This is a genomic window from Variovorax sp. YR266, assembly GCF_900107295.1.
GTDB lineage: Bacteria > Pseudomonadota > Gammaproteobacteria > Burkholderiales > Burkholderiaceae_C > Variovorax.
In genome coordinates this window covers 287,718-302,483 of sequence record NZ_FNPM01000008.1, presented here as the reverse complement: position 1 = coordinate 302,483, position 14,766 = coordinate 287,718, and the positions used below count along the sequence as shown (strand labels likewise).

The following is a 14,766-nucleotide window of genomic DNA, read 5'->3' as shown; positions in this document are numbered from 1 at the left end:
GACCGCCCTTGTCAAAGAAAGTAAATCCATGCCGGACCAGCCCCGCGCGATGACGCCCCCCGCCACACGCCGCCGTACGCAACAGCACCTGCTGCGCCCTTCGCTGCTCGTGCTGTGCATGATGGCGCCCGCCACCTGGCCGGTCGCATCGTCGGCGCCGGGCGCGCCAGCACTATCCCCGGCCCCTTTGACGGTTGCAGCAGGTTCGCAGCGTGAACTGCTGATCGACAAGGGCGTGGATCGCATCGCCATTGCGGACGAAGCCATCGCGGGTGTGACCGTCACCCGCAAGACGCCGGGCTCGCCTGCGGCGCGGCTCATCATTACAGGCAAGCTGCCGGGCCGCACTACCTTGATGGTGTGGGAAAAAGGACAGGCCTCGGCCACCACGTACACGCTGGCCGTGCAACGGCGGACAGCGTCAGTGACCGGCACGATGGACAGTCTTCCTGCGTACCAGCAGGCCCGCGATGCTGCACTGTCAACCGAGGCGGAAAAAACGCCCGTGAACGACACAGCGACAGTGAATGTCCGCAGCCAGACGGTGCAGGTGTCGGTGAAGGTGGTGGAATTCAATCGCAGCGTCCTCAAGCAGGCAGGCCTGAATATCTTCAGCACCCGGGCCAACTCGAGCGGGTTCAGCTTCGGCGTGTTCACTCCGACCACGCTTACCAAATCCACATTCGGCGGTGATGGCTCCATCACCACGGAAGCCAATCATCCACTTGCGCAGGCGTTCAGCCTGCTGCTGAATTTCGGCAAGGCCGGCGTGGGCCTGAACGTGGGGTTCCTCGAGGGCAACGGCATGGCCCGAGTGCTCGCCGAGCCGACGCTGGTGGCAATGTCCGGCCAAAGCGCAAGCTTCCTGTCTGGCGGCGAACTGCCCGTGCCGGTCCCCCAGGGGCTGGGCACCACGGCCATCGAGTACAAGCCATTCGGCATCGGCCTGACGCTGACACCCACGGTGCTGTCGAACGAACGGATCGTGCTCAAGGTCGCGCCTGAAGCAAGCGATCTCGACTACACGAATTCACTGAGCCTCAGCGGCGTTGCCGTACCTGCAATCACGACCCGCCGCGCCGACACCACCGTCGAGCTGGGCGACGGCGAGAGCTTCATCATCGGCGGCCTCGTCAGCCGCACGACCACATCCAACTCCGACAAGATCCCGTTGCTCGGCGACCTGCCCATCCTCGGTACGTTCTTCAAGCAGAGCAAGTACCAGATGAATGAAAAGGAATTGGTGATCGTGGTGACGCCGCACCTCGTCAAGCCGATCGCTCGCGGCACAGATCTCACGCCCTACATGCCCGGCAGTACCGAGCAGCGTGACGGTGCCGTGTGGCGCTCCATCTTCCTCGGTGGCGCCTCGAACACGGCGCTCCCGGGCTTCTCGCGTTGATGCAACCCCATCGGACCATGCACCACGGGCCGACACCATGAACGCTCCACGAGACAGCATTCCTGAAATGGGTGCCGAAACCTACCTGTTTGCGTCAAGCAACGGTGCACATATCACCTGGCTGACCGATGCGCTCGGTCGCCTGGGCTCGGTGGTGGTCCTCGCACCAGGCACGAAGTCGATCGATGAACGGATCGCCCTGCTGGGCCCGGTGGCCGTCTTCATCGATTTCTCGTCGGACCAGATCGCAGACGCCAATCAGCTTCACCAGCGCCTCAAGCGGGACTGGCCAACGTTGCCAGTGCTCGCGACGGGCGTTTCCGCCGAGCCCGCCGCCATGCTGGCTGCGCTGCGCGCGGGCGTGGACGATTTCATCGACATCGCGGCGCCACCCGGCGAAGCAGTCAACATCTTGCGCGCCTTGCTCGAAAAACGCAGCTCGCTCCAGGGAGGCACCCGCGGCTGCACCCTGGCGTTGCTCGGTGCACGTGCCGGCCTGGGGGTCACCACGCTGGCAAGCAGTCTGGCATTGACGCTGAACGATCAGCTGTCGCAAGCACCGGCGCGTCCTCCGGGCCGTGCCGCGCGCCACGGCGTGGCCTTGCTGGACCTGGGCCTGCCGGCGCGCGACGGCCTGCTCTACCTCGACACACAAAGTGGCTTCAGCTTTGTCGACGGCGTGCGCAACCTGCGCCGCCTCGACCAGACATTGCTGCACACGGCCCTCGCACACCACACCAGCGGCGTCGCCGTTCTGCCGCTGCCCGCAAGTCTTTCGCAGGTGCGAGAAATCTCGCACGCAGACTCCGTGGCGTTGATCAAGCGGCTGGCGGATTTCTTCGATTTCCAGATTGCCGATCTCGGCGGTTTCTCGACGATCGACTTCGTGGCGCAGACCGTGCGCGAAGCCCAACAGGCGTGGGTTGTGTGCGACCAAAGCATCGGAGGCATCGTGTCCACGGCCAGCATGCTGAAGGAGTTGCGTGCACGAGGCGTGGAGACCGAGCGTCTCGCGCTGGTCGTCAACAAGTTTGACAACCATGTGGGCCTGTCCGCCAAGGACATCGCCGAGCGCCTCGAGTTGCCGCTGCGCCACGTACTACCGGCACGCAGCGCGCAACTGTTGGCCGCAGCAAGCCGTGGAGAGATGCTGATCCGTACGTCGCGCACCGACCCATATTCGCAGGCTGTGACTGGAGTTGCCCGCAGCCTGCACCAGGAATACATGTCTGCCACGGGCCAACCCCCGGCCAAGGATCCACGCTGGGTTGCGCTCATGTCGCAAGTTACCGGCCTCTGGAAGAGTTCACACGAAGGTTGAGCCCATGTCCACCGATATCGAATTTGCCGACGACGACCAGGCGTTCATCAACTCCCAGCAGTTCCAGGACATCAAGAGCTGGACGCATGACCACCTGCTCAGTCGCATCGAGGAGCTGGGCGCGGAGTTCGGCCGCTGGTCGCGCGCCTCGATCCAGCAGTTCGTCGAACTGGAAGTCGACAGCTTCGTGCGCCTGCGTCGCGTGCCGATCAACGACCGAGAGATGCAGCTCATCTCCGATGCGCTGACGAAGGAGCTCGCGGGCTTCGGCCCGCTGGAAGACCTGCTCAACGACCCGGCTGTCGAAGACATCCTGATCAACGGCTACCAGAACGTCTACGTGTCACGCCACGGCGTGCTGGAGCGGGAAACGCTGCGTTTCGCTGATTCGGAACACGTGATGCGCATCGTCCGCCGCATCCTCGCGCCGCTTGGTCGTCGCCTGGATGAAGCCAATCCGATGGTCGATGCGCGCCTGCCCGACGGTGGCCGCATCAACGTCATCATCGAGCCGCTGGCCATCGACGGCCTGTCGGTATCGATCCGCAAGTTCCGCAAGGAGCCGCTCACGCCGGCCGACCTGGTGAAGCTCGGCACCTTCGACGCGGGCATGGCTCAGCTTCTGGAAATCGCGGTGCGCGCGCGCTGCAACATCCTCGTAAGCGGTGGCACCAGTTCTGGCAAGACATCTCTTCTGAATGCACTGGCGAGCTTCATTCCGCATGCAGAGCGCGTGATCACCATCGAAGACACGGCCGAGCTTTCGCTGGGTCACACCCACGTGGTTCGGCTCGAAAGCCGTCCGGGTGGCTTCGACGGCACGGGCGTGGTATCGATCCGTGACCTGCTGCGCAACAGCCTGCGCATGCGGCCCGACCGCATCATCGTGGGCGAAGTCCGAGGCGCCGAAGTGATCGAGATGATGCAGGCGATGAACACGGGCCACGAAGGCTCCATGGGCACCATCCATGCAAGCTCGCCGCGCGAATGCCTTTACCGGCTCGAAATGCTTGCCGGCTTCGCAGGCTATCAAGGCAGCGAAACCAGCCTGCGCCGGCAGATCGCGAACGCCATCGACTTCATCGTGCAGATCGGCCGTTTGTCGGGCGGCCAGCGCCGGATTCTTTCGCTCAGCGAAGTGACCGGTGTCAACGACAACGTGGTCGCGATGCAGGAGCTGTACCGCTACGAACCGGTCGTCTCCCCCGACGGCGAGGAGCGCGACCGCTGGATATCGCTCGGCATTGCCCCGCACTCGCCCAAGATCACGCGCTTCCGCCAGACGCTGGCACGCTCCGGCGGGGGAGAACGTCGTGGCTGAAACGCTGCTTGTCGTGGCATGCATCGCGCTCTTGCTGGCGGCCTCCGGGCTGCTGATGTGGCGCTGGGCCTCCACCCGGCAGGTACGCCAGATGACAGAGGAGCATCTGAGGCAACAGATCGAAGCAACCATCGCACCGCCAACCACCGTCTTGCCGCCGCTTCGCGACAACCCTGCGGCCAGCGCGGTCGACTCGGCCCTTGCCGATCCCTGGAGCACAGCTACATCTGGCGAGGCGGCTGCGAAGTCGAGCGCGAATCGCATGGAGGCCTTGATTCCGGCCCGGCTCGAAGGCGCAGTGGAAGCGCCGGTGCTTGTCCTGGGCGCCGGGGCCATCGTCGTGCTCACAGTGGCCGCGGCCCTGCTCGGCGGCTGGCCCGCAGCCTTGGGTGCATTTCTGTTCTCCGTGCTGCTGGCGGCATTCGGCCTGTGGTTCCGGTTGCAGAAATTCCGCCGCCAGCTCGTCACCCAGTTGCCCTCCTACATCGATGCGATGGTGCGCCTGATCACCATCGGAAACTCGACCCAGGCAGCCTTCCAACTCGCCATTGCAACCACGCGTGCACCGCTGCGTGGTTACCTCGACCGTGCCAGCAGTCTTGTGCGCGCGGGCGTCGACCTCGACCGCGCGCTGCACCAGATGGCCTCGCGCGTTCACATCGAAGAATTGTTCCTGCTGGCCTCCATCCTCGGATTGGGCGTGCGCTACGGCGGCCGCGCAGACCTGCTGCTGGAACGCGTTGGAAACTTCATGCGCGATCGCGAGCAGGCCGAGCATGAGCTCGTGGCCCTTTCGGCCGAGACACGCCTGTCCGCCTGGATCCTCGGTTTGTTGCCCGTGTGCGTGGGAGCCATGATCATCACGCTCAACCCCTCCTACTTTCTGCGGATGTGGCACGACGGCACAGGTCAGTACATGGTGTTCGGTGCGGTCGGAATGCAGATCCTGGGTGCATTCCTGCTTTATCGGCTGGCGAGGTTCGTATGACGTTCACGCCCTCCCAACTCGGCGTCATGAGCCTGTCGCTGCTTGCCCTTGGGTTGCTTGCAGCGGCCGGCCTGCTGATCGGAAGCGAGCTTCGGCGCGCACGCCGCGGCGAAGTACTGGGCCGCGCCATTCGTCGCGGTGCCGAGACGTCCACGACGAACACGACCACCGCGTCGACCGACGACGGTGCGCCAGCACAGGCCGAGGTCGAATTGCCCTTCCATTGGCTCGACACCAAGCTCGGCCGCATGCTGGTGGCAAACGAAGATCGAAAACTGATCGATCAGTGCGGTTTCCCCTCGCTGCGCGCGCAACTCATCTTCCTCGTCTCGCGCATCACACTCGCGGTCTTGCTGCCGGTAGTCGCGTACTTCGTCTGGGGTTCGGAGCATCCGCAAAGGCAAGTGTTTGCGGTGCTTGCCGGCGCATTCGTGATCGGCTTCATGACACCCAAGTGGCTGCTTGCACGGCAAGCCGCGACGCGACGCGAACGTGTGGCGCACGAGTTGCCGTTGTTCGTGGACCTGCTGAGGTTGCTGCAAGGCGTAGGACTCAGTCTCGACCAGAGCCTGCAGATCATGGCGACCGATTTCTCGCACGTGCTTCGTGTGCTGGGCTACGAACTTGCATTCGCCAACCGGCAATACAGCCAGGGCCGCACTCGCGAGCATTCGTTGCTGCGGCTTGCCACATTGCACAACAACGAGAACCTTGCGGGACTCGTCGCGCTGCTTGTCCAGGTCGATCGGCACGGGGGTGCAGTTCAAGAACCACTGCGCCAATACAGCGATCGCCTGCGGGAACATCGCCGCGCGGAGCTGAAAGAACGCATCGGCAAGATCACTGTGAAGATGACCGGTGTGATGGTGGTCACATTGCTACCGGCGTTGATCATCGTTACTGCCGGCCCCGGCTTCCTTGCCGTCTTCCGCTCACTGGGGGCTCTCGCCAAATGAATGCAAGTACTTCACCCACCAGGGGCCGCCTTTTCGGTTGCCTGGTTCTCGTTGCGTCGCTCGCCGCGACCGGCTGTGCCGGCATGAAGGATGCCTATCCCGCGGCCGCCGAAGCGCAGCAGCGGCAAGCCGCCGAAGAGAACGCGAATACCCGCGCAGGCGCCAACATCGATACGCAGGCCACCTACCTGAAGCTGGTCGACCAGATGCAACAGGAGGGGCTATGGTTTGCCTCGCTCGCCCACATCGACGCACTCGAACAACGCTGGGGCGTCTCGCCCGATTCGACTCGCGCACGCGCCGAGGCCCTGCGTCATGCCGGACAGCCCCTGCCAAGCGAGGCCGCTTATCGGCGGCTGCTCGCAACGCCCCTCGAAGCGGCTGGCTATCGCGGCCTTGGCCTGCTGGCCGGCGCGCGCGGCGACTACCCCGAGGCCGTTCGGATGCTGAAGCAGGCCCAGGTACGCAACCCGACTGACGCCCTATTGCTGAACGATCTGGGCTACGCCAGCCTGCGCGCGGGCCTGATCGACGATGCGCGACTGCCTCTGATGCAGGCACTGCAGCTCAAGCCCGACAACCCGCAGGCGCAGGCCAACCTGGCGATGTACCTCGAGGTCACGCAGCAACGCGAACAGGCAACCGCACTGATGGACGCGAACAAGATTCCCGCCACCACGCGTGCGGCGATTCAGGACGCCGCGAGGCAACTGGTGGCTTCGACACGCGTCAGCGCTGCCGTGCCTGTCGCCAATAACGCCGTGCTGAACGACAACGCCGTGCAGCTGACATTGAAAGCCTCGCGCTCCACCACCCCGGCACCGACCGGTTCGACCTCCAGAGGTACGCCATGAAGAAAATTCCATCCACGCGCAATTCCATCATTCAGGTTCTTGCGCTGACGCTGGTCATTGCACCGTTCGCGCCTGCAGCCATCGCTCAGGTCGCAGCACAGCCTGTGGCATCCGACGATATGCACAAGGCGACGGGAGCGCCCACGGACGCAACTGCCATGGCCCCCCTCGAACAACCGATGGAAGAAGAGGAGGCCGCGCCGCTGCAAGTGGGCGACGCCACGCAGAACCTGTTGGCCTGGCAGAGCTCCGGCGAGATTGCATCCAAGACGCCGCGCCCCATCGCCGGTGCGGTTGCGGTTCGGAGTTACGAGCGCTATCTGAAAAGCTTCGAATACCCCATTCCCGAGCGCTTGAATTCGTCGGTGAAGAAGGCGTCGAGCAGCACCGGCAGCCAATAAGCCGAAGCCCGAGATTGCCTGCGCCCCGTACCGCCATGAACCGCCTCACACGCAGCCACTCTGCCCGCACGCAGCGCGGCTCCTACGCGGTCGAGTTCTCCATCGTGTTCCTCCTCGTATTCACGATGCTCTACGCGATCGTCTGCTACGGCATCGTGTTCACGTTGAGATTCGGCTTGCAGAATGCAGCAGAGGACGGAGCGAGGGCGGCCTTGCGCTACCAGGTCAACTGGGAAGCGCGCAAGGCGGAGGCAATCCGGGTAGCCCAGGCCCAGATTCCCCTGACGCTTCCGGTGCCTCCCACCGTTACGGCGCAGCGTTGCCAGGTGCTGTCGACCGGGGCCAGCAATTGCGACACACCGAATTGCGGCACCACCTGGGATTTCCGTTGCCAGGTGGTCGTGACAGTCACGGCAACGAGCATGGGCAGCCTGCTCCCGCCACTGCCCCGATTTGCCGTGCCCGACACGATCGCCGGGCAGGCCAGCATGCTTCTCGACGGGAGGTCGCTGTGACGACATCCATTTTTTTGCACGTATCGCGTCTCGTCCCTGCCCGTCGCCAGCGCGGCGTCGCCGCCATCGAATTCGCATTCGTTTTCATGGCACTCTTTTTTCTGATCTACGGGCTCGCGACATTCGGCGCCGTGTTCTATACGCAGCAAGTGGTTTCCCGTGCGGCAGAGGATGGAGCACGGGCCGTCCCGATGATGTTGTCTCCCGTCATCGCCGCCGACGATGCAAGGATCAAGGCCACGGTCTATGACTCGCTGGCAGCCGCGTTGGTCGTTCCTGCGGCGAACAGCAGCACGTCGAGCAGCAAACGCAGCTGGATAGCCTCGAACACCACCGTGGCTGTCACCCTCAGCGGTGCGGCGGGCACCAGCCCCAACACGACGGCAGTCGTCACCGTGACCTACCCGTACAGCGCCAACCGTCTGCTCCCGACATTGCCCGTTCTCGATACCAGTCGATGGATGCCCGACACCCTGCGCAGCCAGGCGACGGTCGCGATTCCGTCCTAAAGGAGCACGCGCATGAACGCCACACGCAACATCAAGCAGCGCCATCGCTCTCTCGCAAGGCCTCACCGCCCGCGCAGCGCGCGCATGCGGGGGTCGGTGGTCGTGAACGCAGTCATTGCGCTGTCGCTCGTCCTGATCGTCCTCATCGGCACGGAACTCGGTTACCTTTTCTACATGAAGCGGGAGCTCCAGAAAGCAGCTGACCTGGCAGCGCTGGCGGGAACGCAAGTCCTTCAACCCGGCAACTGCGCCCCGGCATCGGCAGCGGCCTCTGCAAACGCAGCCAGCAACCTTTCGCTTCCGGCAAGCCAGTACACATTGACCTCGACCTGCGGGGTATGGGATCCGGTGGCCAATGCCTCCACTCCCCAGCATTTCAGTACTGGCGGCAGCGGAACGATCAATGCGCTCCACATCAACATCGTGGGTCGGCCCTCGCTCCTTTTCCCGGCTCTTCCGGGCAACTCGATACGGACAGTAATCGTGGATGCATACGCCGCCAAGGACGATCCCCTGGCAGTGTTCACCGTAGGGTCCAAGCTCATCGACATCAATTCGAATGCGCCTCTGATCTCGCTCCTGAAGTTTGCAGGCGCCGACATTTCCGGAACGTGCATCGCGTGCTACACCGGCCTTGCCGGCGTCAAGATCACGCCCGGCGGGCTGCTCGCGCAGCTTGGCATTCCAGTCACCACCGACCTGACCGTCGCAGGCCTCAACGCCTTGCTGGCGGCGAAGAAAGTGACGTTGGGACAGTTGCTCGACGCCATCGCCGTTGTCGCCGGACAGAACAGCCTGCTGTCGGCCAACGCGGGTCTCATCAATTCACTCGTAAGCGCCGGTGTGACCGTGGACAGCCTGCTGGTGCAACTGGGCACCGATCCCGCCAGCGGTGTGCGGGGCCTCTTCGCTCAGATCACAGCGCCAACTTCAGGATCCGCGCTGGACGTGAAACTCGATGCTCTCGATCTGGTGACAGCGGCAGTTGGAGTAGGCACCACAGGGCATGCCGTGAATGTCAATACGGGTGTGAACCCCCTGGGCGTCACACTTCAAACACGCATCATCGAGCCGCCCTCGATCGGGATCGGTCCCGTCGGCACCAAGGCCTACAACTCGCAGGTGCGCGTGGTCCTTGGCATCAATACCGGCAGCTCGGCACTGAGTGGCCTGCTGGGAGCGCTGGGCACCACCATCGACCTGCCGATCGCCATCGACGTGGTGAACGCGTTCGGTCAGCTCACCGCCATCAACTGCGATGTAACGCCCCCCCAGGCGACGATTCGTGTGGAAGCCCCCATCCTGACAGCGTGTGCCGGCACGATCGATCCGACAAAGCTCTGGTCGAAGTCCGACGTCTGCACGACAGACCTGAACACGAAGACTTTCGTCAGACTCCTCGGCATCGACCTCCTGAAAGGCAAGGTGGCCGTCCCCGCCCTCAATGCTGTCGAGGATGTCACTCTCGCGGTCGGCGAGACGAAATCGACCACGCGCAATCCGCTGAATATCGGCGACACGGTCACCGCACTGCTCAATCAAGTGCTCAAGCTGCTGCTGGGCGGCAACACCGGCGCGGATGACACTCCCGCCGACAGAGCAACGACACCGGAGATTGCCGCGAAGCTTGCGGACTATTACCTCGCCAAGGGCGGAAGCACCAATGTCAATGCGGTCAAGGCACTACTCACCGCCGACAGCCTGACATGGAGCCGACCCGGCGGCCTGCTTGGCCTCTTCTCAGTGCCAATGCCCGACGAGTGGGCGGCAAACGTCGGAGCATTGAAACCCACGGGTTGCTCGCAACTGCTGGGACCGCCTCCCACCGCCGCATGCATCCGCACCAAGCTGATCGATTCGCTTCAGTCGGCTGCACAGGATGGCCTTGTCTCCGGCCTTCTCAATGGGCTGGTCACCCTCGTGTCCAACCTGCTCGGCCTGGGCAGGGGCGACAGCGGCACGCCTCTGCTTTCCGCGATCCTCGGCCCGCTGCTGCAACTGCTGCAGCCCATCCTGAACTCTGTCGGCAATCTCATTTCCAATCTGCTTGGCAGCACGCTGGGCCTTGAACTCGGTCGTACCGACGTTCACCTGCAATCCCTCAGTTGCCAGAACGCCAAGCTGGTGTATTGACGCTCCCCCTCCGATGAATTCCCCCGCCTCCAACTTCGACGAACTCGACCTCTTTGTCTGGGAAGGCAAAGCCGACATCCTCGACCGCATCGCGCGGTGCATGGCGAGCTTCGACGTGGAGGTGATCCGGGCCGATGGCCTGCCGCCTCCGCCGCAGGATCGCGGTGCCGCGCTGCGTCCCTCGGTGGCGATCATCAGCGTCACGGTCATCGACAGCGGCGGGCTGGCGCATGCCACCGAGCTGCTGCAGGGCATGCCGGTGATCTGGGTTGCGGCGGGTTCGCGCGAGCGCGATTCGCGCACTTATCCGCCCGAATATCTGCACGTGCTGCCGTACGACTTCACCTGCGCGGAGTTGCGCACGATGGTCGCGAAGCTGGTGCGGCAGTTGCGCGCGCGCGAGGTTGCGCCGCAGCCGCCCGATGTGCTGGTGGCGCACTCCGAAGCGATGAAGGCGCTGCTGGCAGAAGTGGGCGCCTTTGCCGACTGCGATCACAGCGTGCTGGTGCGCGGCGAAACGGGCGTGGGCAAGGAGCGCATTGCGCAGCAGCTGCACCTGGGGCACCAGCACTACAGCAAGGGCGCGTTCGTGGCGGTGAACTGCGGCGCGATTCCCGACGGGCTCTTCGAGTCGCTGTTCTTCGGCCACACCAAGGGCTCTTTCACGGGCGCTGTGCACGCGCATCGCGGCTACTTCGAGCAGGCCACGGGCGGCACGCTGTTCCTCGACGAAATCGGCGACCTGCCGCGCTACCAGCAAGTGAAGCTGCTGCGCGTGCTGGAAGACAGTGCGGTCACGCGGCTGGGCGCGACGGCGCCGGTGCGCGTCGACTTCCGGCTGGTGGCGGCCACCAACCGCAACCTGCGCGAGATGGTGGCGAGCGGCGAGTTCCGCGCCGACCTGTTCTACCGGCTCGCTGTGATCGAGCTGCACGTGCCCAGCCTCGAAGAGCGCGGCGAGGTCGACAAGATCGCGATCTTCAAGGCGCTGCTGACCAACGTGCTGGGCGACGAGCTCGAAACGCTCGGCGAAACGCCGCACTGGCTCAGCGACGCGGTGGCCGAGACTTACTTTCCGGGCAACGTGCGGCAGCTGCGCAATCTCGCGGAGCGCGTGGGCGTGATCGCGCGGCAACTGCACGCCTGGGACCAGAACCTGATCCAGCGCGCCATCGCGCTCACGCGCGGCACGCCCGCGCCGGCGATCTTCGCCGACCGCAATGGCATGGGCGGCGGCAGCAGCAACGGCAATGGCAGCTCGCTCGATGGCAGCGCCGACCGCAAGGGCTGGAACAGCAGCGAGCGCAACCGCATCATCGCAGCGCTGGAGATCAACGACTGGAAGCGCCAGGACACCGCGCAGCACCTGGGCATCAGCCGCAAGGTGCTGTGGGAGAAGATGCGCAAGTACCAGATCCTCGACGGCGAGCCAGGCATCCCCGAAGACGCCTGACCGACGACAGCGGCCTCAGGGCGTCGAAAGGCGCGGGGTCCTGCGCAGCGGCGGGTTCGCTCCAGCCGCGTCCACGCTGCGCTCGGCCACCGGCTCGCTCGCGCAGGCCGTGTTGCTCGAGATGCAGAGCTTTGCCAGCAGGCCGTCTTCCGTCAGCACCTGGCGGCTGGGCGCGCCGAAGAGGCGGTCGATCCAGCCGTTGGTGCCCACCGGGTCGATGCGCAGTTCGCCGGTGGTGCGCGCAAGACGCAGTTCGGAGATGCGCAGGTCGAACACGCCGTCGACGTAGTCGAACAGCAGCGTGTAGTAGTCGAGCTGCGCGTCGAGCACCTTGGGCAGGGTCTCGCGGCCGAACTCCATCAGGCGGCGGCGACCACGGAAGGCCTGGCCGGCGGTGCTGACGGCTTCCATCAGCTGCTTCTCGCGCTCGCGGCCGGAGACGGTGCGCGACCACGATGCCGACGTGAGCTCGAACAGGTTGAGCTTCACACCTTCGAGCTTGGCTTCCTGGTTGGCGACTTCGGCCAGTGCCGACTTCAGGCGCAGCTGCCGGTCGAAGCCGTTGCCGAAGTTCCAGTTGAGCTCGAAGGCCGCGCGCGTCGGGTCTTGCGGCGACACACCGCGCGGGTCTTTGCTCTTCACGAGCACGGCGTCGATCGTCGGATAAAGGCTCGCGTCCTGCTGGTCGGCCAGCGCCTTGGCGCGGTCGATGCGGCCCTGCGCCTCGGCGATCTCGGTGCTGCGCGACTCGGCGCGGCGCAGCGCTTCTTCCTGCGAGCCGATGCGCCATTGCGCCGGCGCCGCGAGCACGGGCAGCGACTCGGGATTGGGCGAGAACTTGAAGTAGTTGCGGAACTTGGCGAGCGCCTCGTCGCGCTGCGCCTCGAAGTCGGACTCGCGCGCGGCCACCAGCGCGCGCCGCGAGGCCGCCATGTTCAGGTCGTTGTCACCGCTCACGCCAAGCGCCACGCGGCGGGCCTCGGCCTTGGAGATTTCGGCCACCACTTCGGTGGCCTTGTGCGCGATCTGCTTCTTGAGGTCGAAGCGCTGCACCTGCAGGTAGGCGGTGAGCGCGTCCAGCACCACCTTTTGCGAGGTGGTGATGACGGCTTCGTCGTCCGCCTGGTTGCCCGCTTCGGCGGCGCGCTGCGCGGCGCTCATGGCACCGCCGTCGATCAGGCTCACGCGCGCCTCGGCGGTGAGCACGGTGTAGCTTTGGGTCTTGGCGTTTTCCGCGCCGCTGTTGTAGTTGCCGGACGAAGTGCCGAGCTTGAAGCGCGGGTAGCGCGCCTGCTTGGCCGCATCCACGCTGTAGCTGCTGGTGTTGGCTGCCGCCTGCGCGGTCTGCACTTCAGGGTATTCCTGCGACAGCGTTATCAGGGCCTGCTTCACCTGCTGGGTGTAGCTCGCGGCGCCGAGCGACGGCGGGGACAGGCGGCGCGCAAGCATGAGCGTGGCACCTGCCTCCTGCTGCTGTTGTTGCTCCTGCGCAAAGGCAGCGGGCGGCAGCGCGAAGCTCGCGCACAACGCTGCGCAGACAGCGCCGGAGCCCATGCGGCGCAGGTCGACCGGTTTGCGGTACTTCATGGTTCGCGGAAGGCTTCGCGCCGCAGCTTGAGCACAGGTCGCAGGATGTACCAGATGAACGGGTCGGTGCCCACACGCAAGTCCACTTCGGACTCCATGCCGGCGGTAATGCGGTTCTCGTCGCGCCCCACGTGGGACTGAGACATGCTGATGAGCAGCCGGTAGTACGGCGCACCACTGGAAATGGCGGGGTCGCGGTCGGCATCGGCCGCCACCAGCTTGACCTTGCCGTCGACCGCGCCGTAGCGCAGGTAGTCGTAGGCGGTGATCTTCACCCGCGCCTGCTGGCCCACTTCGATGAAGCCGCGGTCGTTGGGGTTGAGCCGCGCCTCGACCATGATTTCGTCCTCGTCGGGCACCACTTCGAGAATCGACTCGCCGGGCTTCACCACCCAGCCCGGGCTGGAGTTGCGCAGGCCCTTGACGATGCCGTCCGACGGCGCCTTCACCACCGTGCGCGAACGCTGGGTGCGGGCACGCGCCAGGTCTTCGCTCAGGCTGGCGAACTGCCGCTCCACCGTGGCCAGTTCATCCGATGCGCGGCGGCGAAAGCGCCCTTCGGCCTCGGCCATCTTGGCCTGCGCCTCGGTGATGGACGCGTTGGCTGAAATCACGCCCTGGCGCGCCACCGCGAGTTCGCTGCGCGCGCTCTCGGCCTGGCGCCGCTTCTCCAGCACCTCGACCTGGCCGACCAGCTTCTCGCTGAGCAGTTGTTCGGAGATTTCCAGTTCCTTTTGCGCCAGCACCAACCGGTCGCTCAAGCCCTTGACCTTGGCCTGCTGCTCCAGCTGCTTGCTGCGCGCCTGCTCCAGGCCCGACACGGCGCCGGCCATCACGCCGCGCTGTTCGAGCGCGCGCGCCTGGTAGGCGCCGGTCTCGCCTTCGAACACGGCTTCGTCGATGTCGGTGGCAAAAGATTCGCGCTTGAGCGGCTGGCCGCGGCTCTCGGCGATGAGGCGCACGCGGGTAGCCTGCGTGGCGGCATAGCGGGCCGTGAGTTCTTCGAGGTTGAGGCCGCTGCCGCCAAGGTCGATCTCGACCAGCGACTGCCCCTGCTTGACCTTGTCGCCTTCCTTCACCAGCACGTTGCTGACGATGCCGCCTTCCAGGTGCTGGATCGACTTGACGCGGTCAGAAGGGATCACGCGGCCGGGCGCGACCACCACGGTCTCCATCGGGAAGCCAAGGCCCACCAGGGCCAGCACGCCGATCGCGCCGCCGATGATCCACTGGCGCCGCCGCCCCTGCGGCGAGGTCTGGGCCGCGCGCTTGTCGTTCTCGTCCTGAAGAATCTGCGGCAAATCTGATTTCAAGTCGCGTCCCCGG

13 protein-coding genes are annotated in these 14,766 nt (G+C 65.0%); 11 read left to right on the top strand and 2 right to left on the bottom strand.

What is annotated here, in order from left to right; translation table 11 throughout:
* Positions 1–118: 118 nt before the first annotated feature.
* From BLW48_RS21970 to BLW48_RS21920, 11 genes are all read left to right on the top strand, one after another.
* A complete protein-coding gene (locus BLW48_RS21970; RefSeq protein WP_371127563.1) occupies positions 119–1,402 on the top strand; it encodes a type II and III secretion system protein family protein in 1,284 nt (427 codons plus the stop codon).
* Between the two features lie 37 nt (positions 1,403–1,439).
* Positions 1,440–2,723 (top strand): CpaE/TadZ family protein, encoded by a 1,284-nt coding sequence (locus BLW48_RS21965; RefSeq protein ID WP_093177459.1) that lies wholly within the window; start codon positions 1,440–1,442, stop codon positions 2,721–2,723.
* 4 nt (positions 2,724–2,727) lie between these two features.
* Positions 2,728–4,044 carry a TadA family conjugal transfer-associated ATPase gene (locus tag BLW48_RS21960; protein WP_093177457.1) on the top strand — a complete coding sequence of 439 codons (1,317 nt, stop codon included), beginning with the start codon at positions 2,728–2,730 and terminating at the stop codon, positions 4,042–4,044.
* Positions 4,037–5,032, top strand: a complete 996-nt coding sequence (locus BLW48_RS21955; protein ID WP_177142383.1) for a type II secretion system F family protein — start codon at positions 4,037–4,039, stop codon at positions 5,030–5,032. The genes BLW48_RS21960 and BLW48_RS21955 overlap by 8 nt, the downstream gene beginning before the upstream one ends.
* Positions 5,029–5,988, top strand: a complete 960-nt coding sequence (locus tag BLW48_RS21950) for a type II secretion system F family protein (protein ID WP_093177456.1) — start codon at positions 5,029–5,031, stop codon at positions 5,986–5,988. Before BLW48_RS21955 ends, BLW48_RS21950 begins: the two co-directional genes overlap by 4 nt.
* Before the next feature lie 83 nt (positions 5,989–6,071).
* Positions 6,072–6,842 (top strand): tetratricopeptide repeat protein, encoded by a 771-nt coding sequence (locus BLW48_RS21945; RefSeq protein WP_256330865.1) that lies wholly within the window; start codon positions 6,072–6,074, stop codon positions 6,840–6,842.
* Complete coding sequence (locus tag BLW48_RS21940) at positions 6,839–7,243, top strand: DUF3613 domain-containing protein (protein ID WP_093177454.1); 405 nt, start codon at positions 6,839–6,841, stop codon at positions 7,241–7,243. Before BLW48_RS21945 ends, BLW48_RS21940 begins: the two co-directional genes overlap by 4 nt.
* Before the next feature lie 35 nt (positions 7,244–7,278).
* The gene (locus BLW48_RS21935) at positions 7,279–7,758 is read left to right on the top strand and encodes a TadE/TadG family type IV pilus assembly protein (RefSeq protein ID WP_093177453.1); all 480 of its coding nucleotides are present in this window, start codon (positions 7,279–7,281) and stop codon (positions 7,756–7,758) included.
* Positions 7,755–8,267 (top strand): TadE/TadG family type IV pilus assembly protein, encoded by a 513-nt coding sequence (locus tag BLW48_RS21930; protein ID WP_256330864.1) that lies wholly within the window; start codon positions 7,755–7,757, stop codon positions 8,265–8,267. Before BLW48_RS21935 ends, BLW48_RS21930 begins: the two co-directional genes overlap by 4 nt.
* A gap of 12 nt (positions 8,268–8,279) precedes the next feature.
* Positions 8,280–10,400 (top strand): TadG family pilus assembly protein, encoded by a 2,121-nt coding sequence (locus BLW48_RS21925; RefSeq protein ID WP_093177451.1) that lies wholly within the window; start codon positions 8,280–8,282, stop codon positions 10,398–10,400.
* Between the two features lie 13 nt (positions 10,401–10,413).
* The gene (locus BLW48_RS21920) at positions 10,414–11,853 is read left to right on the top strand and encodes a sigma 54-interacting transcriptional regulator (protein ID WP_093079715.1); all 1,440 of its coding nucleotides are present in this window, start codon (positions 10,414–10,416) and stop codon (positions 11,851–11,853) included.
* 15 nt (positions 11,854–11,868) lie between these two features.
* Here the strand turns inward: BLW48_RS21920 and BLW48_RS21915 are convergent, their stop codons facing one another.
* Positions 11,869–13,440, bottom strand: coding sequence for a TolC family protein (locus tag BLW48_RS21915; RefSeq protein ID WP_093177450.1), 1,572 nt, complete (start codon positions 13,438–13,440; stop codon positions 11,869–11,871).
* A complete protein-coding gene (locus BLW48_RS21910; protein ID WP_093079720.1) occupies positions 13,437–14,753 on the bottom strand; it encodes an HlyD family type I secretion periplasmic adaptor subunit in 1,317 nt (438 codons plus the stop codon). The genes BLW48_RS21915 and BLW48_RS21910 overlap by 4 nt, the downstream gene beginning before the upstream one ends.
* Positions 14,754–14,766 lie beyond the last annotated feature (13 nt).

Excerpts from the sequence above, each read along its gene's own strand:
- BLW48_RS21970 (WP_371127563.1), top strand. The coding sequence starts at position 119 with ATGATGGCGCCCGCCACCTGGCCGGTCGCATCGTCGGCGCCGGGCGCG.
- BLW48_RS21965 (WP_093177459.1), top strand. The coding sequence starts at position 1,440 with ATGAACGCTCCACGAGACAGCATTCCTGAAATGGGTGCCGAAACCTAC.
- BLW48_RS21960 (WP_093177457.1), top strand. The coding sequence starts at position 2,728 with ATGTCCACCGATATCGAATTTGCCGACGACGACCAGGCGTTCATCAAC.
- BLW48_RS21950 (WP_093177456.1), top strand. The coding sequence starts at position 5,029 with ATGACGTTCACGCCCTCCCAACTCGGCGTCATGAGCCTGTCGCTGCTT.
- BLW48_RS21945 (WP_256330865.1), top strand. The coding sequence starts at position 6,072 with ATGAAGGATGCCTATCCCGCGGCCGCCGAAGCGCAGCAGCGGCAAGCC.
- BLW48_RS21940 (WP_093177454.1), top strand. The coding sequence starts at position 6,839 with ATGAAGAAAATTCCATCCACGCGCAATTCCATCATTCAGGTTCTTGCG.
- BLW48_RS21935 (WP_093177453.1), top strand. The coding sequence starts at position 7,279 with ATGAACCGCCTCACACGCAGCCACTCTGCCCGCACGCAGCGCGGCTCC.
- BLW48_RS21925 (WP_093177451.1), top strand. The coding sequence starts at position 8,280 with ATGAACGCCACACGCAACATCAAGCAGCGCCATCGCTCTCTCGCAAGG.
- BLW48_RS21920 (WP_093079715.1), top strand. The coding sequence starts at position 10,414 with ATGAATTCCCCCGCCTCCAACTTCGACGAACTCGACCTCTTTGTCTGG.
- BLW48_RS21915 (WP_093177450.1), bottom strand. The coding sequence starts at position 13,440 with ATGAAGTACCGCAAACCGGTCGACCTGCGCCGCATGGGCTCCGGCGCT.